This is a genomic window from Streptococcus sanguinis (assembly GCF_003943735.1).
Taxonomy (GTDB): domain Bacteria; phylum Bacillota; class Bacilli; order Lactobacillales; family Streptococcaceae; genus Streptococcus; species Streptococcus sanguinis_E.
This window is the reverse complement of record NZ_RJMV01000008.1, coordinates 15,315-40,283: the sequence shown is the minus strand read 5'-3', so window position 1 is coordinate 40,283 and position 24,969 is coordinate 15,315. Positions and strand designations below refer to the sequence as shown.

At 42.0% G+C, this 24,969-nt stretch carries 20 protein-coding genes; 17 read left to right on the top strand and 3 right to left on the bottom strand.

What is annotated here, in order from left to right; all coding sequences use genetic code 11:
- The first annotated feature begins 70 nt into the window (after positions 1-70).
- From efeO to D8877_RS08700, 13 genes are all read left to right on the top strand, one after another.
- The gene (gene efeO / locus D8877_RS08760; RefSeq protein WP_125353068.1) at positions 71-943 is read left to right on the top strand and encodes an iron uptake system protein EfeO; all 873 of its coding nucleotides are present in this window, start codon (positions 71-73) and stop codon (positions 941-943) included.
- A gap of 4 nt (positions 944-947) precedes the next feature.
- Positions 948-2,156: an iron uptake transporter deferrochelatase/peroxidase subunit gene (gene efeB, locus D8877_RS08755; RefSeq protein WP_124764660.1), complete on the top strand. Its 1,209-nt coding sequence runs from the start codon at positions 948-950 to the stop codon at positions 2,154-2,156.
- The gene (locus D8877_RS08750) at positions 2,134-3,834 is read left to right on the top strand and encodes an FTR1 family protein (protein ID WP_049542449.1); all 1,701 of its coding nucleotides are present in this window, start codon (positions 2,134-2,136) and stop codon (positions 3,832-3,834) included. Before efeB ends, D8877_RS08750 begins: the two co-directional genes overlap by 23 nt.
- Entirely contained in the window at positions 3,827-4,543 is a 717-nt protein-coding gene (gene tatC / locus D8877_RS08745) for a twin-arginine translocase subunit TatC (protein ID WP_002912398.1), read from the top strand. Before D8877_RS08750 ends, tatC begins: the two co-directional genes overlap by 8 nt.
- Entirely contained in the window at positions 4,543-4,731 is a 189-nt protein-coding gene (locus D8877_RS08740; protein ID WP_002897604.1) for a twin-arginine translocase TatA/TatE family subunit, read from the top strand. Before tatC ends, D8877_RS08740 begins: the two co-directional genes overlap by 1 nt.
- A 64-nt stretch (positions 4,732-4,795) precedes the next feature.
- Positions 4,796-5,377: a xanthine phosphoribosyltransferase gene (locus tag D8877_RS08735; protein ID WP_002912399.1), complete on the top strand. Its 582-nt coding sequence runs from the start codon at positions 4,796-4,798 to the stop codon at positions 5,375-5,377.
- Between the two features lie 115 nt (positions 5,378-5,492).
- Positions 5,493-6,836 carry an MATE family efflux transporter gene (locus tag D8877_RS08730; protein ID WP_125353065.1) on the top strand — a complete coding sequence of 448 codons (1,344 nt, stop codon included), beginning with the start codon at positions 5,493-5,495 and terminating at the stop codon, positions 6,834-6,836.
- A gap of 229 nt (positions 6,837-7,065) precedes the next feature.
- Positions 7,066-9,309, top strand: coding sequence for an ATP-dependent Clp protease ATP-binding subunit (locus D8877_RS08725; RefSeq protein ID WP_125353063.1), 2,244 nt, complete (start codon positions 7,066-7,068; stop codon positions 9,307-9,309).
- Positions 9,310-9,514: 205 nt separating this feature from the next.
- Complete coding sequence (gene lpdA, locus D8877_RS08720; RefSeq protein WP_125353061.1) at positions 9,515-10,855, top strand: dihydrolipoyl dehydrogenase; 1,341 nt, start codon at positions 9,515-9,517, stop codon at positions 10,853-10,855.
- Between the two features lie 15 nt (positions 10,856-10,870).
- On the top strand, positions 10,871-11,944 hold the full coding sequence (locus D8877_RS08715) for a thiamine pyrophosphate-dependent dehydrogenase E1 component subunit alpha (protein WP_125353059.1): 1,074 nt from the start codon (positions 10,871-10,873) through the stop codon (positions 11,942-11,944).
- Positions 11,945-11,962: 18 nt separating this feature from the next.
- Entirely contained in the window at positions 11,963-12,994 is a 1,032-nt protein-coding gene (locus tag D8877_RS08710; RefSeq protein WP_125353047.1) for an alpha-ketoacid dehydrogenase subunit beta, read from the top strand.
- A gap of 13 nt (positions 12,995-13,007) precedes the next feature.
- The gene (locus D8877_RS08705; RefSeq protein ID WP_125353045.1) at positions 13,008-14,267 is read left to right on the top strand and encodes a dihydrolipoamide acetyltransferase family protein; all 1,260 of its coding nucleotides are present in this window, start codon (positions 13,008-13,010) and stop codon (positions 14,265-14,267) included.
- Positions 14,268-14,509: 242 nt separating this feature from the next.
- A complete protein-coding gene (locus tag D8877_RS08700) occupies positions 14,510-17,110 on the top strand; it encodes a PRD domain-containing protein (RefSeq protein ID WP_125341694.1) in 2,601 nt (866 codons plus the stop codon).
- A gap of 113 nt (positions 17,111-17,223) precedes the next feature.
- On the opposite strand, the gene D8877_RS08695 is transcribed toward D8877_RS08700, so the two are convergent.
- From D8877_RS08695 to D8877_RS08685, 3 genes are all read right to left on the bottom strand, one after another.
- Positions 17,224-18,609, bottom strand: a complete 1,386-nt coding sequence (locus D8877_RS08695) for an MATE family efflux transporter (protein ID WP_185760208.1) — start codon at positions 18,607-18,609, stop codon at positions 17,224-17,226.
- A gap of 115 nt (positions 18,610-18,724) precedes the next feature.
- Positions 18,725-20,686, bottom strand: a complete 1,962-nt coding sequence (locus tag D8877_RS08690) for a family 20 glycosylhydrolase (RefSeq protein ID WP_125353043.1) — start codon at positions 20,684-20,686, stop codon at positions 18,725-18,727.
- A gap of 82 nt (positions 20,687-20,768) precedes the next feature.
- Positions 20,769-21,206 carry a DUF3284 domain-containing protein gene (locus D8877_RS08685; protein ID WP_125341691.1) on the bottom strand — a complete coding sequence of 146 codons (438 nt, stop codon included), beginning with the start codon at positions 21,204-21,206 and terminating at the stop codon, positions 20,769-20,771.
- Positions 21,207-21,578: 372 nt separating this feature from the next.
- Here D8877_RS08685 and D8877_RS08680 point away from each other — a divergent pair, with 372 nt between their 5' ends.
- Genes D8877_RS08680 through D8877_RS08665 form a run of 4 tightly spaced genes read left to right on the top strand, consistent with a single transcriptional unit; the run spans position 21,579 to position 24,922 of the window.
- A complete protein-coding gene (locus tag D8877_RS08680) occupies positions 21,579-21,911 on the top strand; it encodes a PTS sugar transporter subunit IIA (RefSeq protein WP_002895529.1) in 333 nt (110 codons plus the stop codon).
- Entirely contained in the window at positions 21,908-22,198 is a 291-nt protein-coding gene (locus D8877_RS08675) for a PTS sugar transporter subunit IIB (protein WP_048773419.1), read from the top strand. Before D8877_RS08680 ends, D8877_RS08675 begins: the two co-directional genes overlap by 4 nt.
- Before the next feature lie 13 nt (positions 22,199-22,211).
- Positions 22,212-23,519: a PTS sugar transporter subunit IIC gene (locus D8877_RS08670; protein ID WP_002924728.1), complete on the top strand. Its 1,308-nt coding sequence runs from the start codon at positions 22,212-22,214 to the stop codon at positions 23,517-23,519.
- Positions 23,516-24,922, top strand: coding sequence for a glycoside hydrolase family 1 protein (locus D8877_RS08665; protein WP_185760207.1), 1,407 nt, complete (start codon positions 23,516-23,518; stop codon positions 24,920-24,922). The genes D8877_RS08670 and D8877_RS08665 overlap by 4 nt, the downstream gene beginning before the upstream one ends.
- The last annotated feature ends 47 nt before the right edge of the window (positions 24,923-24,969 follow it).

Below are 24,969 nucleotides of genomic sequence, written 5' to 3'. Positions count from 1 at the left end.
ATATGAGAAAAAAACTGGTATAATTTACAGGAAATAATCTCTATCTAGGAGAGAAAACAAAGGAGTCACCATGAAAAAACTTGGCATCGTCCTATTTTCAACGGCAATTTTACTGACTGGCTGCGCAGCCAACAACTCTTCAAACAAGACTGGCTCAAGCAGTCAAGCATCCAGCAGCCAAACGGCTGTCAATCAGAAAGAATTGGACAAGGCGACAGCGGATTATAAAACGTTTGTCCAAGGACAAATTGATCAGCTCCTGACAGATACGGAGAAGTTTCGTGATACCCTTAAAGAAGGCAAGCTTGATGAGGCTAAAAAGCAATATCCGCTTATCCGGATGGCCTACGAGCGCTCGGAGCCGATTGCTGAGAGCTTTGGTGAATCAGACGTTAAAATTGACTTCCGCTTGGTCGACTATGTGGATGAAAACAAGACCGAAGAAGGCTGGTCTGGTTTCCACCGCATCGAAAAAATCATGTGGGAGCAAAATACAACCAAAGGAACTGAAAGCTATGCCGATCAGCTGGTCAACGATATCAAGGAGCTAAAAGCTAAAATCGCAACGGTTGAAGTGACGCCGGATATGATGTTGACAGGCGCTGTTGACTTGCTTAATGAAGTAGCAACTAGCAAGATTACAGGTGAGGAAGAAGTTTTCTCTCATACAGATCTCTATGATTTCCGTGCGAATATCGAAGGAGCAGAAAAGATTTTTGAGCTCTTTAAGCCATTGATTAAGGATAAGGACGAGAAACTCGTCAAGACCTTGGAACTTGAGTTTAAAAACGTCAATAGTCTCTTAGACAAGCACATGACTGACTCTGAAAACTACAAACTCTATACAGAATTGACAAAAGAAGACACCAAAGAGTTGGCGGAAGCTGTGACCAAACTGGGTGAGCCTCTTTCACAAATGGGAGTCATTCTAAACGGGGAGTAATCATATGACAAACGACGAAAAATGGTTTAATAAAAAGATGGATCGTCGTGAATTTCTTAAAAAAGCAGGGATTGGAGGCGCTGGTCTTGCACTGGGTGTCTCTGGTGCATCTGCTTTTTTCGCTAATCAGGCCAAGGAAGATAAGAAATTCGCTGACGGTGAGGAAGAAATCAGCTTTTACGGGGAGCATCAGGCGGGGATCACAACTCCAATGCAGAAGAATATCTACTTTGTTGTGTTGGATTTGCATACGACAGATAGGGAAGCCATTATCCAGCTCTTTAAGGACTGGACAGCCTATAGCGAGAAGTTGGTAAATGGAGAATTGGTCAAAAAAGATAATTCCAATGCTCTTTTGCCGCCAACGGATACTGGAGAAACTGTTGGTCTCAACCCTTATCGATTGACTTTGACCTTTGGGGTCTCAGCCTCTTTTCTGAAAAAAATGGGCTTGTCAGACAAACGACCTAAAGCTTTTCGTGATTTGCCGCCATTTCCAAAGGAGCAGCTTAAAGAAAAATATACGGGTGGCGATATTGTCATCCAGGCCTGCGCGGATGATGAGCAGGTAGCCTTTCATGCGGTCCGCAATCTGGTCCGCAAGGGGAGAAATGCCATCACTATGAAGTGGAGTCAGTCAGGCTTTGCAGCTATCGGAGACCGGATGTCAACGCCTCGTAATCTCTTTGGATTTAAGGACGGCACAGCCAATGTGACCAAGGAAAAAGACTTCGACAAGGTCATTTGGTGCGATAGCAAGGACTGGATGCAGGGTGGCTCTTACATGGCTGTCCGCCGAATCCAGATGTTCCTTGAGACCTGGGACCGAACCAATCTGCAGGAGCAGGAAAACACTTTCGGCCGCTATAAAGATAGCGGAGCGCCTTTTGGCAAGAAAGACGAGTTTGACGAGGTTGACTTGGACCTGCTGCCAGAGGATTCACATGTCCGTCTGGCCAAGGAGGTTGATAAGCCCATATATCGCCGGTCTTACTCTTACTCGGACGGGATTGATGAAACTACTGGTCAGTTCGACACAGGCTTACTCTTTCTTTCCTTCCAGAAAGATCCAGACAGCTTTGTCAAAGTTCTAACTAATCTAGGCGCTCAAGATAAGATGAATGAATACGTCACGCATATCGGTAGTGGTTTGTTTGCTTGCTTTGGTGGAGTGAAAAAAGGAGAATACCTTGGTCAAAAATTATTTGAATAAAAGCTTACTTGTCATGGGGTTCTTGCTGATCTTTTTGGCTAAGCCGGTTTTAGCGGATGATAGCTACAGCAGTCTATTCGTCAAAATCACTGATGCCAGCACTGCAGTCAAGCAGAAGGACCAGGAAAAAGCCAAGCAGCTAGTCGGAGAGATCAAGACTGACTTTGAAAAGGTGGCTAATCACGACTCTGCAGCGGGACAAGAGGTAAGCAAGGCACTAGACTTATCGGGTCAGGTGACGGAGGAGAAGCTGACACAAATCTCTTCTGCCCTCTTGAAATTTGAAAAAGAGCAGAATCCAGTCGACTTAGAGGCTGAGAAAAAGAAGCTTCTCAGTAAGTTAGAGCCAAAATTTGAAAACCTACAAAAGGCCATTAGCGCTAAGGATTTAGAAGCGACAAGAGAAGCATACAAGAAGATGAATAGTACCTGGACTACCAATGAAAGCGTGGTTCGAGACAACAGCACAGCCCATTACGGCAAGGTAGAAACAGCTATTTCATTCTTGCGCAGCGCCATTGAGACGGAGCCTACTGACTTTGATATGATTCAGTCTTCTTTTGATGATTTGAAAACCGCCATTGATAATTTTGTCAAAGGTGAGAAAGTCCAAGAAACTGCTGGTAATCTGACGCTGAAAGATGGAATTAAGCTGCTAGAGGAGGCCTTAAGTCTCTTTCAAAGCGGAGATGATAAAAAGGCTGCTGCCAAGATGAAAGAGTTCATCACCATTTGGCCAACGATTGAAGGAGATGTCAGTGTCAATAATCCTTCACTTTATACCAAGGTAGAGAGTCAGACGCCAGTTATTATGGTCAAGGGGAGCGAAGAGAAGTATCAAAAGCAGCTAGAATCCTTGATTAGTGAGCTGTCACAGATTGACACGACAGCTTCCTATCATTTCTTTGATGCTATGCTGATTTTACTGCGTGAGGGTGTAGAAGCGCTCTTGATCGTCATGGCTTTGATAACGACTCTGAAAGCCTCTAAGATGAAAAAAGGGCTCAAATGGGTTTATGCCGGCGCAGCAAGCGGAGTTCTAGCCAGCGCTGTGATTGCAGCTTTGCTACAGTTTCTTTTCCCAGTAGTTGCTTCTGGATCCAATCGTGAGATTATCGAGGGTGCAGTGGGAATTTTCGCTGTCGCCATGATGATATTAGTTGGTATCTGGCTACACAGCAAGGCATCTATTGAGAAATGGAATGACTTCATGGAAAGCCAAATGAAGGCTGTAACAGCCACAGGCAGTTTTCTTTCCATGTTTGCTCTTAGCTTTCTGGCAGTTTTCCGTGAAGGGGCTGAGACTATCCTCTTTTATGCAGGAATTCTGCCGCGCATCACTATGACTGATTTCCTTTTGGGAATCGGCTTGGCTCTTCTGGTCCTGGTCTTGCTGGCCTTTATCATGAGCAAGGCGTCTGGTCTTCTCAAACCACACAGCATTTTCTTCTGGCTGACTTGGCTAATCTATGCTCTGGCCTTTAAAATGCTGGGCGTCAGCATCCATGCCCTTCAGCTGACCAATATCCTACCGACTCACCTAATCAATGGCTTTGTGACAGTAGACTGGATGGGGATTTATCCAAGCCTAGAAGTGGTAGTTAGTCAGGCTTTCTTTATCCTTCTGGTTGTCTATGTTAGCTTTAAAAATCAGAGAAGCGAGCAGCAGCATGAATAAAAAAGAGCAGACTATTATTGAGCATTTGACGGAGTTCAGACGGCGTTTTCTAGCGGTAGTGGCTTGCTTCTTCCTGGTTTTTCTGGTTGGCTTGCTCTTTTCAGCCGATATTTATCGATGGCTGACCAGTAATTTTGTGCAGAAGCTGCTGGTTCTGGGGCCGGATGATATCCTTTGGATTTATATCAGTCTGGCTAGCCTTGTCGCTTTTTCCCTGACCTTGCCATTTTTGGTTTATCAGGTCTGGGAGTTTGTCCGACCAGCTTTGCGAGCTAATGAAGCACGAGCTGTTTTCGCTTATATCCCGGCTACCTTTATCTGTTTTGTTCTTGGTTTGGCTTTCGGCTTTTACTTTGTGACTCCAGCTATTTTGCAGGTTTTGCTGTCACTGGGTGAGGGCCTCTTTGAGACTCGGCTGACAGCGCAGAATTATCTTAGTTTCGTCTTTCATACCACTATTCCGATTGCATGCCTTTTTGAGCTGCCAGTTCTTGTGTCCTTTCTGACTTCTATCGGTTTGCTCAATCCGAAATTTTTGGTAAAATATAGACGATACGCTTACTTCATTTTGCTGGTTTTAGCTGTTATCCTGACACCGGCTGACTTTATCAGTGACTTGACTATGACAGTGCCTCTGATTTTGCTCTATGAAGTCAGCATCTTGCTCAGTCGCATCATTTATCAAAGAAAATCAACGAGGAGAAATTAATGGGACTTTTAAAAGACATCGGAGTACCTGGAGTAATCATTATTGTTCTGGGAGCCCTGCTCATTTTCGGACCAAAACGCCTGCCCGAACTGGGGCAATCTATCGGTAAAATGTTTTCAGAATTCAAAAAAGCAGTCAATCATGCTGGAGAAGAAGATAAGACCGAGAATAAAAATGAAAAAGAGTAAAGAAAAAGCACGGATAGCCGTGTTTTTCTGCTAGATTCAGGATGGTTTTTGAAAAGGAGGATAAATGAAAACATTAGAAGAACGGATTCTCAGAGATGGACAGGTGTTAGGTGAAAATATCCTTAAAGTTGACTCTTTTCTGACTCATCAGGTTGATTTTTCTCTGATGAAAGAGATTGGCCAGGTCTTTGCGGAAGCGGTAAAGGACGCAGGAATTACCAAGGTAGTGACCATTGAAGCTTCTGGTATTGCTCCGGCTGTCTACGTAGCAGAGGCTCTGGGGCTACCAATGATATTCGCCAAGAAAGCCAAAAACATCACCATGACAGAGGGGATTTTGACAGCTGAAGTATACTCTTTCACCAAGCAAGTGACTTCGACCGTTTCGATTGCTGGCAAATTTCTCACCTCTGACGATAAGGTGCTGATTATTGACGATTTTTTAGCTAACGGTCAGGCAGCCAAGGGCTTGATTACCATTATTGAGCAAGCAGGAGCGCAAGTTGAAGCGCTTGGCATTGTCATTGAAAAATCCTTTCAGGATGGCCGTCAACTTTTGGAAGCTGCTGGTTATCGTGTCCTTTCTTTGGCTCGCATTGCTGGATTTGAGAAGGGGCAGGTTGTCTTTACTGAGGCAGATATATGATTTCCTTTTCCTTTTGACTATCTGTCTGGCTTATAGTATAGTAAAGATAGTTGATATTTTAAAAATCTAAGCTCATTGATTTTACTTGGGTAGAAAAAGTTTTTGAGGGATTTCTATGCACCAAACTCATAATTTACAGCAGCGGATGCAGTTCTTTATTTCTATTTTTTTGCCAATTTTGATCTACCAACTGGCCAATTTTTCAGCTTCATTTGTCGATACGACCATGACTGGCCGGTATGACACTCTGCATCTGGCTGGTGTTTCTATGGCAACTAGTCTTTGGATTCCATTTTTCGATTTGCTGATAGGGATTGTGTCGGCCTTGGTACCCATAATTGGGCATCATTTAGGACAGGGCAAAAAAGAAAAAATTGCTGCTGATTTCTATCAGTTTATTTATCTTTCTTTAGGGCTATCGCTAATTTTATTTGCCTTGGTATTTGTGGGTGCTCCTCTGGTTTTGTCTCACCTTGGACTAGAGCCTTTAGTAGAAGAAGTAGCTAAGAACTATCTTTGGTATCTGGCGCTTGGTATTATTCCTCTTTTGCTCTTTAGCACCATCCGTTCTCTGTTTGATGCTCTAGGGTTGACTAAGCTTTCCATGTATCTCATGCTCTTACTCTTGCCCTTGAATGGCTCTTTCAATTATGCCCTAATATACGGAGCATTTGGATTTCCAGAAATGGGTGGAGCCGGAGCTGGACTTGGGACTTCTTTGGCTTATTGGGTTTTGCTCCTCATATCCTTGTTAGTAGCAGTCAAACATCCAAAAGTCCAATCCTATGAGCTATTGAAGATTCGACCGTTAGAGAAAAAGGGCTTAATCGAAGGCATTCGACTTGGACTGCCTATCGGAGGAACGGTTTTTGCTGAAGTCGTGATTTTCTCGGTTGTTGGACTGGTCATGGCTAAGTTTTCGTCACTAATCATTGCCAGCCATCAGGCGGCCATGAATTTTTCAAACTTAATGTATGCCTTTCCTATGAGTATTTCAACCTCAATGTCCATCATTGTTTCTTATGAAATTGGAGCTAATCGTCCTGACGATGTTAAGAAATTTTGTAAACTTGGGCGGCTGACGGCCTTGGGAATTGCTGGATTTACCTTCTTCTTTCTCTATATCTTACGAGACCGTGTGGCTGCTCTCTATGGGTCGGATACCGAGTTTATCCGTATGACATCTGTTTTTCTGACCTACAGCCTCTTTTTCCAGTTGGCAGATACTTTTGCGGCTCCTTTGCAGGGCATTCTTCGGGGCTATAAGGATACTCAGGTGCCGTTTTACTTGGGTCTGATTGCTTATTGGGGAGTTTCGCTTCCCCTGGGACTCTTCTTAGATTACTATACTAGTTTAGGCCCTTATGGATATTGGATTGGCCTCATTGCTAGCTTGGTGACGAGCGGCATTCTCTTTCAGTGGCGGCTTAATCGTTTGGCTAAAAATATTACAAATTAAAGAGTGTTGGTTTGTCCCTTTAGGATAAGTCAGTGCTCTTTTTTTCACAATCTTTTGTTAAAATTAGATTAAAACATGAAAAAACGCTTACATTTTTTCTAGTATATTGATTGTGAAAATGATATAATAAACATAAGATTATCAAGTTAAGTTTTTGTTAAAATAGGTTAAATTTCAAAATATTGTTTGCAGTTGTCTTTGGTTTTCAGTAGAAAAGCGAGGAAACTATATGACCGAACACTATACCAATCTTTTGCAAGAAGTACTAAAAGCTGCAAAGGAATTAGCTATTCAAAAACACAATTATCAAGTGGACATTCCGCATGTCTGGACAGTGCTGACCCAGCCTCAGGCTTTTGCTTTGGAATTCTATACCGGTTTGGACCTTGATATTAATGAATTTATTAGTGTCATCAATCAGGAACTAGCCAAGATTCCTGTATTTTCACATACGGACACGAACCGATTTGGACGTCAGTATAGCCAGCGTCTCAAGAATCTTTTGGATGATGCAGAGGCTGAGAGGACGGAACTGAGAGATGAGGTGGTAACAGTAGAACACCTGATTCTCAGTCTATTTCACCAGCAGCGAAATCCGATAACTGTCTTTTTAAAGCAGGCTGGGATTGATAAGGAAATGGTTGCGAAAAAGTTGAATAAGGCTCGCCAAGGCAAACGAGCTGTCTCTTCCAGTCAGGAGAGTCGCTATCAAGCCTTGAGCAAATATGCAACTAACTTTAATCAGTGGTTGGCAGACCAGACCGGTAGACAAGTAATTGGTCGAAAAGACGAAATTGACGATATAATCCGTGTGCTGTGTAGGAAAGAGAAAAGCAATGCCATTCTCCTAGGTTTTCCAGGTGTTGGAAAATCCAAAGTGATAGAGGGGTTTGTTAGAAGACTGCTTGCTGATGATGTTCCAGAAAAATTGCAGGGCAAGGAAGTTTTTAAGTTAAATCTAGGCGGATTGATTGCTGGGACTAAGTATAGAGGAGAGTTTGAAGAGCGCTTCAAGGCTGTTTTGGATGAGGTGCTGGCTGCTAAGGGAAAGATTATTCTTTATATTGAGGATATTCACCAAATCGTGACGGCAGGTCGGACAGAGGGCTCTCTTGATGCAGGTAATCTTTTAAAGCCGCTCTTGGCTCAGGGACAGATTAATATCATTGGTACAACGACTTTTGCTGCTTATCGGGAAAGCTTCGAGCTAGATCAAGCTTTGGAGGGGCGTTTCCAGCGGATTCGCATTGAGGAGCCTGACCAAGATAAGGCATTGACAATTCTGCAAGGACTGCGGGAGAATTATCAGGACTTTCACGGAGTTAGGCTGACGGACGAAGCCTTGCAGGCAGCAATCAGTCTTTCAATTCGTTATCTGTCAGATCGTTATTTGCCTGATAAGGCACTGGACTTGATTGATGAGGCGTGTGCTGTTAAGAAAATCCAGCTAGGTCAAGCGCAAACTGAGCAGCCAGACGTCAGTCGTGAAGATATAGCTAGTATCGTAGAGCGTATAACAGGAATCAAAGTGCAGGGAATCATGGACAATGAGCGCGAACACCTTCTAAATCTAGACAAGCTCCTGCGCCAGAGAATTGTAGGGCAAGACCAAGCTGTTCAAAAGGTTTCGGAGGCTATTTTGCGCTCGAGAGCAGGAATTCAAAATCCAAAGCGTCCTATTGGGTCCTTTCTCTTTCTGGGGCCAACTGGAGTCGGGAAGACTGCTCTTGCTAAAGCCCTTGCTGAGCGGCTGTTTGGTAATGAGCTGGAAATGGTCCGGCTGGATATGTCTGAGTACATGGAAAAACATGCTGTGGCTCGTTTAGTTGGTCCGCCACCAGGTTACGTAGGATTTGAAGAGGGAGGACAGCTGACAGAAGCTGTTCGTAGGAGGCTTTATTCGATTGTCTTGCTGGATGAGATTGAGAAAGCCCATCCGGATGTATTCAATACCTTGCTGCAAGTCTTGGACGAAGGACGCTTGACAGATTCTAAAGGCCGTACTATTGACTTTAAAAATACTATTTTGATTATGACAAGCAATATTGGCTCCCAGCAGATTTTGGAAAGTCTAAAAAGTAAACAGGGACTGACTGAGGAAACGCGGGATGAAGTTCTATCCTTGCTGCAACATAGTTTTAGACCAGAGTTTTTAAATCGGATTGACGAGACGGTTATTTTCAATCCTCTGAGGGCAGAAGATATGGTCAATATCGTAAAGATTATGGTTCGGCAACTTCAGGAAAGGTTGGAACTTCAGAAGATTCAGCTTCATCTGAGAGAAGAAGTCTATGCTTTTTTAGCCCAGCAGGACTACCAACCAGAGTTTGGTGCTCGTCCTATTCAAAGAAGCATTATGCGCTATCTAGAAACGCCTTTGGCTCGTTATTTGGTCGAAAATAAGGAAACAACTGAAATGACAGTTCATGTCAGTTTGAAAGATGGGCAACTGGATTTTAATTATTTGGCATAAGTTTCTTCTAAAAAGGAAGCGCTTACTATGTATAGACAAAAAAATACAGAAAGGAGGTTCATAGCTTCTGAGCAGACTCTATCCTGAGATTTTAAAATGAGTCTTAGAAATACGAAAAATAATGAGATACTTTTTGTATCTATAGTCAACAGCAATCAATTTGATTGTTGGAGCACTCTTTGCATTTTATGAAAGGAGGCCTGTTTTGTCTGTTTATGATGTTTTGATTATCGGTGCTGGACCGGGTGGTTATGTGGCTGCTGAAGAAGCAGCTCGTTTGGGAAAAAATGTGGCCGTGGTAGAAAAGAAGTCTATCGGCGGAACCTGCCTGAATGTAGGGTGTATACCGTCTAAGGCCTATCTCCAGCACGGTCATTGGTTGCTGACAATGGAGGAAGCTAGGCGTTATGGCGTTGAGAGCAAGCTTGAAAGGATTGATTTTGAGAAATTGGTAGACCGAAAGAATCAGGTTATTGCCAGTTTGCAATCTGGAATTCATGCTAGCTTTAAGTCTTTAGGTATTGAATATATCCAAGGGCAGGCCAAGTTTGTCAAAGACCGAACTTTCTCCGTCAATGGTAAAGAAATCAGTGGCAAAGATGTGATTTTGGCTACTGGCAGTTATCCTTTTGTGCCTCCTATCAAGGGATTGGAACAGGTTGACTATCTAACGACGGATACGTTTTTTGACTTGAGGGAGCTTCCTGAGAAGTTGGTCATTATCGGAGGTGGCGTTATCGCAATTGAGCTAGCTTTTGCTATGGCTCCTCTGGGTGTTGCTGTCACTGTTATTGAGGTTGCGCCGGAAATCCTTTTGACTGAAGAAGCAGAAGCGCGACATGTGATTCAAAAGAAATTAAAGAAAATGGGGGTGATGATTTATCAGGGAGCGCAGATAAAGGAAGTAACTTCTAATTCTGTATTACTTGAGAACGAGCAGGTTGCTTTTGACCATCTTTTGGTCGCTACTGGCCGCAAACCAAATCTAGAGCTAGCAAAGGATATGGGATTAGCCTTGACAGATCGGAATTTTGTCAAGGTAGATCAATACTACGAAACATCCAAAGAGCATGTTTATGCTATCGGTGATCTCTTGGAATCTTATATGCTGGCTCACGTAGCTAGTGCAGAAGGAATAAAGGCTGTAAGAGCTATCTGCCGGAGAGCTGAAGAAGCAGTTGATCCGCTGGGTGTTCCCCGTTCACTCTACACCAATCCTGAAGTAGCTTCTTTTGGTCTCAGCAAGGAAGAGGCTGAGCAGGCCGGCTATGATGTTCTGGTCGAGAAGCTGCCTTTCTCTTATAATGGGCGGGCTATCGCAATAGGTGAGACGGAGGGCTATGTCAAGCTAATCTCAGAAAAGCAATACCATCTTCTGCTAGGTGCAGTCATCGTTGGTCCGAACGGTACAGATCTTCTGCAGAATTTGATTTTGCTGAGGCAGGCTGAAGCAACGCTGGATCAAGTTCTTGAAACAGTTTTTGCTCATCCTACCACATCAGAACTAATACAAGAGGTCGCTAAAAGACTTGTTCAGGACGATTAATGAGGAGGTAAAAATATGTCAAATTATAAAGATTTACCACAACAATTGAGCAAAACAAGAAACCAAAGTGCTGTATCAGAGCTAGTAGATTTAAAAGTCTATGATGCTACTGAAGTTGAAGTAGAGCAGGTTTCCAAAGAAAAAGTCAAGACCATGTATAAAACTATGTGGGATATCCGTAATTTTGAGGAAAATACTCGGCGTTTCTTTGCTGCAGGACAGATTCCTGGTTTTGTTCACCTTTATGCTGGAGAGGAAGCGATTGCTACTGGCGTCTGTGCCAATCTGACAGACAAGGACTATATTACCAGTACTCACCGGGGACACGGTCACTGTGTTGCTAAGGGCGGTGATTTAAAGGGAATGATGGCAGAAATTTTTGGCAAGGAGACTGGGCTTGGAAAAGGAAAAGGCGGATCTATGCACATCGCCGATTTGGACAAGGGGATTCTCGGTGCCAATGGTATGGTTGGTGGAGGCTTTGGTCTAGCTACCGGTGCTGCTATGCGAAACAAGTACTTGAAAACCGATAGTGTGGCTGTCTGCTTCTTTGGTGACGGTGCGGCCAATGAAGGGAATTTCCACGAATGTCTCAATATGGCATCAATTTGGAAACTGCCAGTTATCTTTGTCAATGAAAACAACCTCTTTGCAGAATCGACACCGCAATGGTATTCTTCAGCGTCTGGCACCATTGCTGAGAGAGCGGCTGCTTATAATATGCCCGGCGTTCGGGTTAATGGTAAGGATTTATTTGCTGTCTACCAAGTAGCCAAGGAAGCTGTAGAGCGGGCTCGTAGAGGTGAAGGACCTACCTTAATTGAAGCTGTAACATATCGGGATCATGGTCACTTTGAAGGGGATGAGCAGAAGTATAAGGCTTTGGAAGGTGAAGAAAAAGACTGGGCTGATGTGGATGCTCTAGATGTCTTCCGTGACTACGCTATCGAGCATGGCCTCTTGACTGAAGAGGAACTTGATGCCATATTAGAGGAGTCTCGAAAGGATGTGGAAGAAGCTATCAAATTTGCTCAAGACAGTCCGATTCCTCGTTCCGAGTCTCTGCTGGAAGATGTATTTGCTGATTGATAGAAGGAGGTTGATCAAATGGCTAGACAACTGTTATTTATGAAAGCAATCAATGAAGCGCTGGATCAGGCAATGGCAAAAGATGACACCGTAATCCTTCTGGGAGAAGATATTGCTGGCGGTGTAACAGTCAAGCACTTGGAAGAAGAAAACGAAGATGCTTGGGGCGGTGTAATGGGTGTAACCAAGGGACTCATGCCAAAATACGGCCGAGAGCGGGTGATTGATACTCCGATTTCTGAGCACGGATACGTGTCAGCTTCTGTTGGAATGGCTCTGACTGGCTTGCGGCCAGTACCGGAGCTGATGTTCAATGACTTTATCGGTTTCTGCTTTGACGCCATTCTGGGGCAAGGCTCAAAAATGCGCTATATGTTTGGCGGTAAGGCCAAGGTTCCGATGACAATGCGGACCATGCATGGGGCAGGAGCTTCGGCTGCAGCTCAGCACTCGGGTTCATATTACGGTCTCTTTGGATCTATACCTGGCATAAAGGTAGTTGTTCCAGCAACTCCGTATGATGCTAAAGGGTTACTGCTGGCTTCCATTGAAGACGACAATATCGTGATTTATTCAGAAGATAAGACTCTCTATGGTATCAAGGGAGAGGTACCAGAAGAATATTATACAGTTCCAATTGGAAAGGCTGCTGTCCGCCGTGAAGGAACAGACCTCACTATCGTTACTATCGGTAAAATGCTTTATGTTGCTTATGAGGTAGCGGATCGCTTGGAAAAAGATGGTGTTTCGGTTGAAGTGATTGACTTGAGAACGGTAGCCCCTTGGGATGAGGAGACTGTCTTTGAATCAGTCAAGAAAACTGGACGGCTGATTATCGTTGATGAATCAAACCCTCACAATAACACAGCGACGGATATTGCAGCTGTAGTGACTGATAAATGCTTTGATTATCTTGATGGTCCAGTGAAATGCGTCTGCGCGCCAAATGTGCCGGTACCATTTGCGGTGAATCTGGAACAGCTCTATATCCCTAATGCTGATAAGGTTCTGACTGTTGCTGCAGAATTGATTGACGATCTGAAGAGATAGAAGGGAGGCAAGTATGGCTACAGAAATTGTAATGCCTAAGCTAGGCTTAACAATGACCGAAGGTTTGATAAATAACTGGCTAGTCAAGGAAGGCGACACCGTAGCTGCTGGTCAGCCTGTCTTGGAAATCAGTTCTGAAAAATTGACCAGCGATGTAGAAGCACCAAGCGCAGGAGTGATTTTAAAAATTATCAGTCAGGCGGGCGATACTGTCCCGTGCAAGAAAGTAATTGCATGGATTGGTGAAGCAGGAGAATCTATTCCAGGTATGGAGACGGAAGAAGTTTCTGCGAATAAATCAGAAAGTGATAAGGGAGCAGTTGATTCAGAGCCAGAGCTAGCTGAAAAAACTGTGGCAGCAAGTTCCTACACTGTTGGAAAAAGTGAACAGGGTCGTATTTTCATTACTCCGCTGGCCCGCAAGATTGCTAAGGAAAAAGGATATGATATTTCCTTGATTTCAGGAACGGGAGGCAAGGGCCGTATTACCCGACGAGATGTGGAAAATTATAAACCAGAGGCACTTCCAAACCAAACACCTGAAAGTAGCTCAGCAGTCCTTCAACATGCTGATCAAGTTGACTATGGTGCAGGATTGACAGGTATGCGCAAGACTATTGCAGAGCGGATGATGACTAGTCTCCAGACATCTGCTCAGGTGACCTTGCATCGTAAGGTGGATATCAGTCGGCTGATGGCCTTTAGACAGGATATGAAGGATAAGGTCGCTTCTCCACTAGAAAATGGCGAAATCAGCATCACGACTCTGCTTACAAAGGCTGTTGCCAAGGCGTTGAAAGATCACCCTCAGCTCAATGCTTGGTATTTCAATGGTCAGTATCAGGAAGTAGAAGATATTCATATCGGTATTGCGACGGCGCTGAGTGATGGTCTGGTGGTGCCGGTTATCCGACACGTGGATAAGCTAACGCTGGCTGACTTGGGCTTAGCTATCAAAACAGAGGCCACCCAAGCTCGTAAAGGCACTTTAGATCCAGCTCTTTACTCAGGTTCAACCTTCAGTATTACCAATCTCGGGGGAGCAGGGGTTGAATATTTCACTCCTATCCTAAATACTCCAGAAGTGGCCATTTTAGGAGTTGGTGCCCTGCAAACGGCGCTGGCTCTTGACAGCCAAGGACAGGTCTATGAGCAGAAATTCCTGCCGCTCAGCCTGACTTTTGACCATCAAGTCGTAGATGGTCAGCCTGCAGCGGAGTTTCTAGCCAGTTTAGCGGACAAGTTGGAATCTCCTTACGACTTGGTTTTCTGATAAAAGAATGAATAAAGAATTTCATTCCTGAATGATAAAGAAAAAGGCCAGCTGTTTATATCACTCATTAACAGTTGGCTTTTATGTATTCTATCATTCTCTTGCTTCAATTTATAATGTTTAGATAAGGAAATGACAGGATGATAGGGAGTAAGTTCTAAGGCTCTAAGTAGGTGAATCAAGCTGCAGTATAAGATAAATTGAATGACGATAATGGGAGAAAAATATCAGTGAGGTAGAATATGAAGGTTGCCAAAACACTAGTCTTAGAATATCTAGAGCAAGAATTACTAAAGAATGATAAGCAAGGCCTTGAAACGAAAGTAATTGCTGCTGCTTTAGGAATGCGACGCTCAAATGTGAGCACTATTTTGAATCAATTGGTAAAAGAAGGGATACTCGTTAAAGGAAATACACGGCCAGTTCAATACAAGTTAAAAGAGGTATTTGTAGAAAATCCTTTGGATTTTCCAAGCATTATAGGTGAAAATGGCAGCCTGCGAACAGCCATCCAGTTAGCACAGGCAGCTATTTTATACCCAAATTATGCCCTTCCTGTACTTATTTTATCCGAGGTCGGTGCTGGTAGAACTCACTTCGTTAATAAAATGATGGAGTTTGCCATTCAAAATCAAGCTATTAGTAAGCCTCAGTTGTTTGAAAAAATTAACTGCTTAGACTATATTGATGTTCTGGATGATTTGCTGAAGTTGTTATTTGGCTCAGAGGCGACGAAGTCTGTATTTGAGAAAGTGGCAGAAGGAATTTTATTTATAGATAACATACAAGTTCTATCTTCGGCGGATCAGAATAGATTGATTTCCTGGCTGAATCACAGAGAAGGAGAACAAAAGAGACGTCAGAAGAAAGGTTTGGTAATTATCGGAAGTAGCGCTAAGCTATCTGAACATTTATCCAATAAACTTCCTGTTGTAATCCAGCTGCCTTCTTATCCGAATAGATCGATTAGTGAAAAGCTAGAGTTACTAAATTACTTTTTAGCTATCGAATCAAAGAATTCTGCGCATGATATTCAAGTGCCGCGTGATGTCATTCATTCCTTCATCCTATCAGCGAATATTAGCAATATAAAAGAATTAGAATATGCAGTTCGAACAGCTTGCGCCAATGCTTTTGTAAGAAGTTTGAGGTCAGATCTAAAAGATTTAACACTCAGTAATGACGATTTGCCTATTCCTTATCAAGGGATTCGTCATTTAGGTAGTCATAATGTAGTTAAAATCGATGAATTGATTGGCAAACGTAAGGTGCTAATTTATGATAAGGAGTTGGGATTACTGGATTTTCCAGAGCAAGAGTCGGATGATTTATATAACAAAATTAAATCAGAATATACTCAGTTATCAGAAAGAGGCATTGAGCAGGATGATGTTTTTGAGGCAGTGAGAAACTATATTCAAAGCTATATTGAATACAAACCTTTTGTCGAGAAAGAAGATGAGTTTAAAAATCTTAATCAGCTTGAGACGATTGTCTCTGCTGAAGTGATTCAGTTGGTACAAGCCTTTGTTCTATCTGTTCAAAAAGAACTCAATCTAGAGCTTAATTCGACGGCATATTACGGCATCAGCCTTCATGTCAATGCGATGATTAAGCAGAAAGGCTCGTTGAATCGGCAGTTGGATAATGATGCTATTGTGAAAGTGATTCGGGATTATCCAATAGAGTATGCACAATGTTCTAAATTTGCCAAGCAACTAGAAACAAGATTTCAACTAGCTGTTCCAATAGATGAAATCGTCATCCTAACCATGTTTATTATTGAATCCGAAAAGAAACAAGATAGTCTACGACCTATCTTGCTCTACGTCCTGCATGGTAAAGGGGTTGCCAAGTCCTTGGCTGAGTCAACCAAGATGCTGACTAAAAATAACCAAGTGTATGGCTTTGATATTCTATTAGAAGAATCTCTAGAGGAAAGCTATAGCAAATTAAAAGAGCAAATTGAGGGGTTAGACCAAGGTTTAGGTGTCATCGTTCTCTATGATATGGGATCGATTAAAGAAATGCTGGATAAAATTCGAGAAGAAACTCTGATTAAAATCAGAGAATTTGCAATTCCCATTACTATGATTGGCATGGGGATTGCACGGCGTTGTTTGATAGAAAATGATATTGACAGTGTCTTTCATGCTTTTCATATGGAAATGAATCAGCTGTATAAAAATAGGGACCAGGAAAAAATCATCATTACACTCTGTTATACTAGCGAGGGCGGTTCTCTTCAGCTAAAGCACTATCTTGATCAGTATTCAAAGTTGGGTTACCGTGTCATTGCTTTGTCAGTTGCCAATAAGGAGATGTTGATTGAGGAAGTGATGGCTTTAAGAAAGACCTATCAAGTCCATGCTTTTGTTGGAACTTTCGACCCCCAAATTATGGGTATCCCTTTCATTTCCATTAAAGATGTTTTTGAGCAACCCAAGGAGCACTTAGATAAATTATTGATGTTTGTACCGACCTCTGTCAATAGCTACGATTATGAGAAAGTTTACCAATTTTTAGAAGAGCAATTTGTCTATACTTCCTTAGCTAAGATTAAAAAGATTCTTCCTGCTATTTTAGATGAATTTGATTTTTATTATCAGCTGACAGAGGAGCAAACAATAGGCTTGTTTGTCCATATTGCATGTCTGGTGGAGAGAACCCTTTCAGGAGAATGCCTGAAGAAGGGCAGTAGAGAAATTGCTGGTGTTATCGAAAAATTCCCTGATGACTATAAGCATGTTAGGAAAATCATCCGAACAGTGGAGCGAAGCTTTAAGATTCTTATAGATGACGCAGAGATTAGTGTTTTAATTCAGATGATGCGCAAGTTATAAAATTGTATGTTAGAGTAGCAAACCAATAAAAAAAGCACCTAACTCTCATTACCCTTTTTAGTCAGGATTTGCACTTCCGATTTCTGTGGTAATGTTGTGATTTAGATGCTTTTTTACATGCGCTCGTGCACAAGATTATGCAGCCATTTTCCTGAGAAAACACGAGGGATGCCCCAGATTGGTTTGAGAATATCTTCGCCATTTATCACAAGAAAGATTAGCCAAATGGGAGCCTGCAGACTAACCAAGGCATAGCCAAGTGGAATGCTGAAGAGCCAGACAGGTAAAATATCTAGCAGACAGGCATAGTTGGTATCGCCCCCGCTACGTAAAATCCCAACGATTAAAACAACACTAAAAGCTTTTGGGATAAACAACAGGGCATTTAACTGAATCATCAAGATGGTTAGCTGCTCTGTCTGATTGCTTAAGTTGTAGAGTTTCAGAGCTAAAGGCATAGCCCAGATGAGTAGGACGCTGACGATAAGTCCGATAAGAGGTAATAGAAGCAAGAAGCGCTTGGCATCTTGTAAGGCTTTTTCTACTTGATTCTCTCCGATGGTATTGCCTAGCATAACAGCTACAGCATTTCCCGCACCGCGTACAAAGACAAATCCAATTTGGGCAATGGCGCTAGCAATCTGGGTGGAGGCCACCACTTCAGTACCTAATAGTCCGATAATAGCCAAGCCAATTGATGTTCCAAGAGACCAGGCGCCTTCATTGAAGACGACTGGCAAGGTTTTTTTCAAAAATTGATAAACGAAGTCTTTGTGAAAGGCAAAGAGTTCAGCTATGCTAGCGGCTCCAGCCATCCTTGTTCGATAGACACCAAAGACTAACCAGCAAAGCTCCAGCAATCGAGCTATAAAGGTGGCAATAGCAGCACCAACTAGTCCAAGTTTAGGAAACCCAATCAGTCCAAAAATAAGGACGGCATTGCCAATGATATTGGTCGCCATGGATAGGAGACTTGCAAGAGTTGGTAAGAAAACTTCGTTACTACAGCGACACATAGTAGCCAGAGAAGTTGTAATAGCTGTCATCAGGTAGGTCCAGGAGACGATAGATAAGTACTGGGCGCCCAACTGAATAGCTTCGGAATCATGAATATAAAAACCAATCAGTTGCTTGGGAAAAAGTAAAGCGACTAAGGTAAAGGAAGCGGAGATGAGCCCGCTCAGCATATAGACTAATCCCAAGGTTTTTCTCATATCGGCAATTCGCTGGGCTCCCCAGTATTGGGCCATGAAGACAGAAGCTCCGCTACCAATACCAAACTGTACAATAGTCAAGAGAAAGAAAATCTGGTTGGCAGCACCAGCAGCTGCGATTTGTTTTTCCCCTAGCTGTCCAATCATGACAACATCAGCTAGATTGACAGCGCTGGCCAGTAGAAATTGAAGAGAAAACGGTAGACTGAGACGTAAGAATTGTTTCAGAAATGTTTTCTTTTCACTCACTCTCCCACCTCCTTTCGTTTCAAATAGGATAAGCAATCAGTATGTCCAGTAACCTGATGTCTAGAAAGTTTCTGCTTTTTTTGAATTGGATGATTCTGATTCCGAATAAACTTCGCTCTTTCTACCTGATAGCTTGAAATAAGCCTCAAATTTAGTGATAATAGGCAATTCGATCAACAAAAATTTGACAATCTTTGTTAGCTTCTGTTTGAACCTCTACATTCTTCAATTCTTTTTCAGGATAAGGGTTTTGAATAGGAAATGCGAAGAAAGTTTGCTGCTCTTTTTGATAAGGTTTGGTGCTAAGCGAGACTTCAAATAATTGCTCATCTACTTTATAGATAGGTTCGCCAGGTAGAGGGTTAGTATTGGTAGACCGATTCCAGTTAACACTTGTTTTGCCAATGTTTTCTCCAAAGATAATGGGAACAGTGAACTCGGTTTGATCAGCATAGGTTAGTAGGATATTGCCGATTTGATAGGTTTCCATTTCAGGGAAGACACCGTCCACAAACCATTGGTATTCCACAAAATAGTCAGTAGCATAGCCAATTTCAATCCAGCTGGGATACGCCAGTGCTTCAAGACTGCGCGAGTGGTTCTGCAGGTCGGGATAGTGGTAATGGAAGAGATAAGATAAGGTTTTATCACGGATAGTCGCATAGTCTTCATCACGATAGCCATGATTCCAAAACATCTCGTAAGCATAGGCCAAGCCGAAGAAAATGACATTTCTCTGCAGGATTACCTCATTTAAAGTGCTCCAGTTGGAGATGATAGCTCCCTTGCTCCCCTTCTTCAAATGCTCAGCCCAATGCGGAAAGAGATAGCCTTCAAAATTACCATAACGGATGCTAAAGCCTTCTTCTAAAACTTCATCTTCCAGTTTTTCATCCAAACTCCAGAGCCAATGGAGAATTTCGACATCTTTGGGAATCTGGTGAATAGCCTGCCAGGTTGCCGGCATAATGCCAACTTTTGTGCCTGTATCTTTTTTGAACTGGGGAGTGTACATGATGATTTCTGCTCCACCAAAAGGCCCTGCATCAGGAACGATAGCATTTTTCAGTAACTTGTCTCCCCAAATCATGGTTCGGACATTTTTCTGCTTGAGGTAGTCATAAATCTTGATAATGTCTTCTGCGAAGATGTCTGCTCCAGCCTTTCCTTTGCAGCGCTCACATATGGCAATTGAATAGTATTCATCATGCCCGATATTGATGACTTCAGGTTCAAAGACCTCAATGATTTCATCCAGAACATCAAAGAGGAGTTCATAAGAGGCAGGATTTGAAGGGCAGTAAGTGTCTGGATAAGGATCTTCAGGGATTTCTGCAATTTCTGGGTGGCCAAGCATCAGGTAGTCACAGTGGCCAAGAGAGGGTACCTCAGGAATCACTTCAAAAAATTGTTCCTTACAGTAGAGAACCAGATCTTTAACATCATTTTGACTTAGAAACTCCCCATCACCATTTTCCATGTGAATGGCATTCTTGTACCAAGGGAAGGTATAGTCTTGGATTTCTTTGGTCTTGCCAGAGTATTCAGCCATTTCAGAACAATATTTGATCCACTCTTGATTAATTTCAGGGTGTTTTTTATATTCCATAGCACCGCCGATTTCAATCATGAGGGTATTGTACTTGAAGAAAGCAAGCATATCCACAAATTGCTTGAAGAAATCCATATTCTTACGAGACGGTAAAAAGACTTTGAGGCCACGCTCGGAACAGACAGGTTCGTCGTAGGCTAAGCCATAAGGCAAGTAGCCATCCTGCAACATTTGAATAATTGAAATCGCCCCATAAAACAGGCCGCGTTGGGACAAGGCATAAACGAAGATGCCGTCTTCAGTAATCTTTACGATGTGAGCTTCAGGATTGGATGGATAGGGAAGTGAAAAGGACTGCATAACCTCTTGTCCGACTTCTCGGGAAATCCCTTTTATGAAATGAATGGCAGGGAAAGCCAGCTGGCCATCATTTCTTACTTTTGGATGAGCCAGTAAGGTGTCGGTCAAAATAGGCAGAGGGCTGAATATTTTAGTTTCTTTAGTGAAATAGCGACCGCTGTTTTCTTGTTTCCAATATTGAGGTGTGATGCCTTGTTTCATAATCTACTCCTTAAACTATTTGAATATCTGCGAGTCATAAAAACTCAAAGCACAAAAAGAAGGTATGGCTCGGATTTGCCTGTTACTGAGTTTTCCCTTTTCTAGCCTTCTCAATTTCTCCTTGAATCTTATAAAGATTTTCTGAAAGGCGACCAAAGTAGAGAAGCTCTCCCATCGACTTGATGAGCTTGCTTTTTGAATTTTTTGTCAATTTATTTTGTTCTTGTTCTAGCGTAACCTCCAGCCCTTTTGAGCAAGGCTTGGTTTTGTAGGAAGTAATCGTTTTTTCACTGTGGGACGAGATTTGAATGACGTAGGTTTCATGGCGACGATAGTCCAGAATCTCATAATCAGTCTTGGTATAGACATTGTCTGACAATTTTGAGTAACGAAGTCCTTTCTTTAACCTATCTATCTTTTTTGTTTGATTGTCAGTTTGATTGATTTGATTCATAAACTCGCTTTCCAAGAAGTCATAAAATTCATCTGAAGTGACTTGAAGTTCTCTAATAATCTTCATAAATTAAGTATATAATAAGCCCTTGCGGAAAGTAACCCCCTGAGGAAAAAGAGACGGATTTTAATGAATTTTTATACTCTTTAGCTTTGTGTTATACATTATCATAAAAAACGATTAATTTTTATACACTAATTTTACGATAGGTTCTAAAATATATTAAAGGNACTATTTAAAAATAACAGAGTACCAGAGGTAAAGCACGTAAGAAACTATTGCTTTAAATTTTTTATAATAAATTGAGTATGAATGGCATTTGAAAATGGATACACTAAGCTAGAAAACTGTATATTAAGAAAATATAAACGCTTTTGACAGTAGAATAGAGCTATAGTAAACTTTGGGTAAGAAGTCAAATTGAAAGGAGGAGTTTGTATGGAAGAATGGAATAGTTCAGCGGAGATTATTGCCATGTCCTTAATTGCCAATTCTGGTGCAGCCCGATCCTTAGCTTTTGAAGCACTTAAAAAAGCAAAACTAGCAGAATTTGATGCAGCTAAGGAATTAATGGATGAGGCAAATAGTGTTATTTTAAAAGCCCATCATTCCCAAACAGATTTATTGCAGGAAGAAGCACAAGGAAACGGTCATCAGTTGAGTATACTGCTTGTTCATGCACAAGATCATTTTATGACGAGTCTCTTGGCCATTGACCTTATCACTGAGATGATTGAGCTGTATTCCAATCGAGAAGGAGAAAGACAATGAAAATCTTATTAATATGTGCGGCTGGTATGTCCACGAGCATCCTGATGAAAAAAATGGAGCAATATGCAAATGACCAAGGTATTGACCTCAATATCAAAGCTGTCGGATTGATGGACTATCAAGATTATGCTCAGGATTATGATGTGATTTTATTAGGCCCTCAGGTCTCTTATAAACTTGATTCGGTCAAAGAGACAGTATCAAAACCTGTTGCCACCATTCCAGCCATGGATTATGCAATGGGAGATTGTAAGAATATCTTTCAATTAATTAAAGCAATATCTTAAGGAGGTTTTTCTAATGGAAAAATTCTTTAACAGTAAATTCATGACCAAACTTCAGGAAATTGGTTATAAACTGGCCAACAATGTGTTTATACAGTCTTTACAAGCTGGATTAGGATCTCTCTTGGGATTGATTACCGTGGGTTCCTTATTTCAAGTCTTAGCTGCAATTGGAAATGAAACAGCTCTAGGTTGGTTCAAAACAGGGGATGCAGTGTATAATACATTGACCTTGCCTTTCCGTTATTCAATGGATTTTATCTCTATCTGGGTTGCTATCTTCTTTGCTTATCATTATGCTAAGAATTTGAAATTGAAATCTCCTATTATGGCTGCGGTTGATACAGCAGTTACTTTCATGCTGGTAGCAGGAGCTTTTGTTGATACTGAAAAATTCTCCGGACTACAGTTAGACTATCTTGGGTCACAAGGTATGTTCATCAGCTTCTTCATTGTCTTTGTAGTCGTACAGATTGAAAAATTCTGCTATGAAAAAGATATTAAAATTAAGATGCCAGATGTAGTGCCACAATTTCTTCAAGATAGTTTTGGTTCTATTTTGCCAGTATTTTTCTCCATTACTCTCTTTCTCTTACTGAATGTTGGTATTGGTGCTTTGACAGCAGGAGCTTACAACGTTCCGTCTGGTTTTATGGCTCTCTTGCGTGCACCGCTTGGCGCTGTATCATCTGTACCAGGGATTGTGATGCTTTGTATGTTAGCGCTGGTTCTTTGGTGCTTCGGTATTCATGGTACCCTCATCATTATTCCAATCATTTCTCCACTTGGGATTCAAGCGGCAACGACCAATGCTGCTCTTCATGCGAACGGTCAGCCAATGCAATTCTTCCCAGTCTTACTCTACACTTCCATGGCTTTAGTTGGTGGTACAGGAAATACCTGGGCCCTGGTCCTGATGGGCTTGCGCTCAAAATCCAAACAAATTAGTGCCGTTTCTAAGATTTCGCTCATTCCTGGGTGGTTTGGTATCAATGAGCCGGTAACATTTGGTATGCCAATTATGTTCAACCCAATTCTTTGCATCCCTTATGTACTCAATGTGCCAATTATGATGATCTTGACTTATTTTGCTTACCAAACAGGCTTTATTATTCCTGCTTGGATAGTGGTTAGTGCACAGTTGCCAATGGGATTCAGCAACTACTTGACAACCCTTCGTTGGCAAAACTTCGTTTGGGACTATATCTTGATTTTGCCAGCTATGTTAATCTACTATCCATTCTTCAAGAAATACGAAGAGCAATTGGTTAAGCAAGAAGCTGAAGCGGAAGCAATAGAAGCCAAAGGAGGTGCAGCAGCTTGATTGATGTGACAAAATTTTCCAGAGACTTTCTCTGGGGATCGGCTTCAGCTGCCTATCAAGTTGAAGGAGCTTGGGATGAAGATGGTAAGAGTCTGTCTATTTGGGACGTCTTTGTTCGCCAGCCCAATAGGACTTTTAAAAACACGACTGGCGACGTGGCAGTGGATCATTATCATCACTATAAAGAAGATGTTAAACTGATGGCAGAAATGGGTCTGAAAGCTTATCGTTTTTCAATTGCTTGGACCCGTATTTTGCCTGAGGGACGAGGAGAGGTCAATCAAAAAGGGATTGAATTTTATTCAAATCTGATTGATGAACTTCTCAAATATAATATTGAACCCATTATTACAATCTATCACTGGGATTTGCCTCAAGTACTGCAAGATGAGTACGGCGGTTGGGAATCCAGAAAGATAATCGACGATTTCCTGTATTATGCAGAGGNTCTCTTTGAAAACTTTGGAGATCGAGTGAAATATTGGATTGGACTCAATGAACAAAATGTCTTTGTTGGACTAGGTTATCGGGATGGTCATTTTCCACCAGGAATCAAAAATATTCAGTTAATGCATCAGGTAAATCACATTGTCAACTTGGCTAATGCAACGATTATCAAACGATTCCATGATTTGAAAATAAAAGGTCAAATCGGTCCAAGCTTTGCTTTTCCTGTCCTCTATGCTCTGGATAATCAGCCAGAGAATGTTCTAGCCATGGAGAAATCTTTGGATGTCAATGTTTGGTATTGGATGGATGCTTATTTATTGGGACGTTATCCAAGGACAGCTCTAGCTTATTTGAAAAATCAATTCGGTATAGAATTAGATATCCGAGAAGGAGATTTAGATATTTTAAAAGCAGGCCGTCCAGATTTCATAGGCGTCAACTATTACCAATCCCATACTTTTGCTGCTAATGTACCGAATGCTGAGGCTGGAGAGCCGGACCAGTTTAAGCATGTGCCAAATGAACACTTAGAGCGTACCAGCTGGGGATGGGAAATAGATCCAATTGGTTTGCGGATAGCTTTGCGACGGATTACCAGCAGATATGATATTCCAATTATGATAACTGAAAACGGGTTAGGAGAGTATGACACCTTAACAGAAGATAGAAAGATCCACGACCCATATCGGATTGAATACCTTGATAATCATATTACAGCTGTACAAAATGCCATCGAAGATGGTTGCCAAGTCATCGGCTATTGTACATGGTCTTTCACAGATCTACTTTCATGGCTAAACGGTTATGGCAAGCGCTATGGATTTGTTTATGTAGACCGTGATGAGGAAGAAGGTGGTAGTCTAGAGCGGATTCGAAAAGATAGTTTTTATTGGTATCAAAAATTAATTAAAGAATTTGAGAATAAAAGAGATAACAGTAGGAGTCATTCATAGAAAAAAGCCAGCAGTTTATATCTTCACAAACTGCTGGCTTGTCTTTT

Excerpts from the sequence above, each read along its gene's own strand:
- D8877_RS08685 (WP_125341691.1), bottom strand. The coding sequence starts at position 21,206 with ATGAAGATTATTAGAGAACTTCAAGTCACTTCAGATGAATTTTATGAC.
- D8877_RS08675 (WP_048773419.1), top strand. The coding sequence starts at position 21,908 with ATGAAAATCTTATTAATATGTGCGGCTGGTATGTCCACGAGCATCCTG.
- D8877_RS08725 (WP_125353063.1), top strand. The coding sequence starts at position 7,066 with ATGACCGAACACTATACCAATCTTTTGCAAGAAGTACTAAAAGCTGCA.
- tatC (WP_002912398.1), top strand. The coding sequence starts at position 3,827 with ATGAATAAAAAAGAGCAGACTATTATTGAGCATTTGACGGAGTTCAGA.
- efeB (WP_124764660.1), top strand. The coding sequence starts at position 948 with ATGACAAACGACGAAAAATGGTTTAATAAAAAGATGGATCGTCGTGAA.
- D8877_RS08690 (WP_125353043.1), bottom strand. The coding sequence starts at position 20,686 with ATGAAACAAGGCATCACACCTCAATATTGGAAACAAGAAAACAGCGGT.
- D8877_RS08730 (WP_125353065.1), top strand. The coding sequence starts at position 5,493 with ATGCACCAAACTCATAATTTACAGCAGCGGATGCAGTTCTTTATTTCT.
- D8877_RS08740 (WP_002897604.1), top strand. The coding sequence starts at position 4,543 with ATGGGACTTTTAAAAGACATCGGAGTACCTGGAGTAATCATTATTGTT.
- D8877_RS08715 (WP_125353059.1), top strand. The coding sequence starts at position 10,871 with ATGTCAAATTATAAAGATTTACCACAACAATTGAGCAAAACAAGAAAC.
- D8877_RS08735 (WP_002912399.1), top strand. The coding sequence starts at position 4,796 with ATGAAAACATTAGAAGAACGGATTCTCAGAGATGGACAGGTGTTAGGT.
- D8877_RS08705 (WP_125353045.1), top strand. The coding sequence starts at position 13,008 with ATGGCTACAGAAATTGTAATGCCTAAGCTAGGCTTAACAATGACCGAA.
- efeO (WP_125353068.1), top strand. The coding sequence starts at position 71 with ATGAAAAAACTTGGCATCGTCCTATTTTCAACGGCAATTTTACTGACT.
- D8877_RS08680 (WP_002895529.1), top strand. The coding sequence starts at position 21,579 with ATGGAAGAATGGAATAGTTCAGCGGAGATTATTGCCATGTCCTTAATT.
- D8877_RS08670 (WP_002924728.1), top strand. The coding sequence starts at position 22,212 with ATGGAAAAATTCTTTAACAGTAAATTCATGACCAAACTTCAGGAAATT.
- D8877_RS08700 (WP_125341694.1), top strand. The coding sequence starts at position 14,510 with ATGAAGGTTGCCAAAACACTAGTCTTAGAATATCTAGAGCAAGAATTA.
- D8877_RS08710 (WP_125353047.1), top strand. The coding sequence starts at position 11,963 with ATGGCTAGACAACTGTTATTTATGAAAGCAATCAATGAAGCGCTGGAT.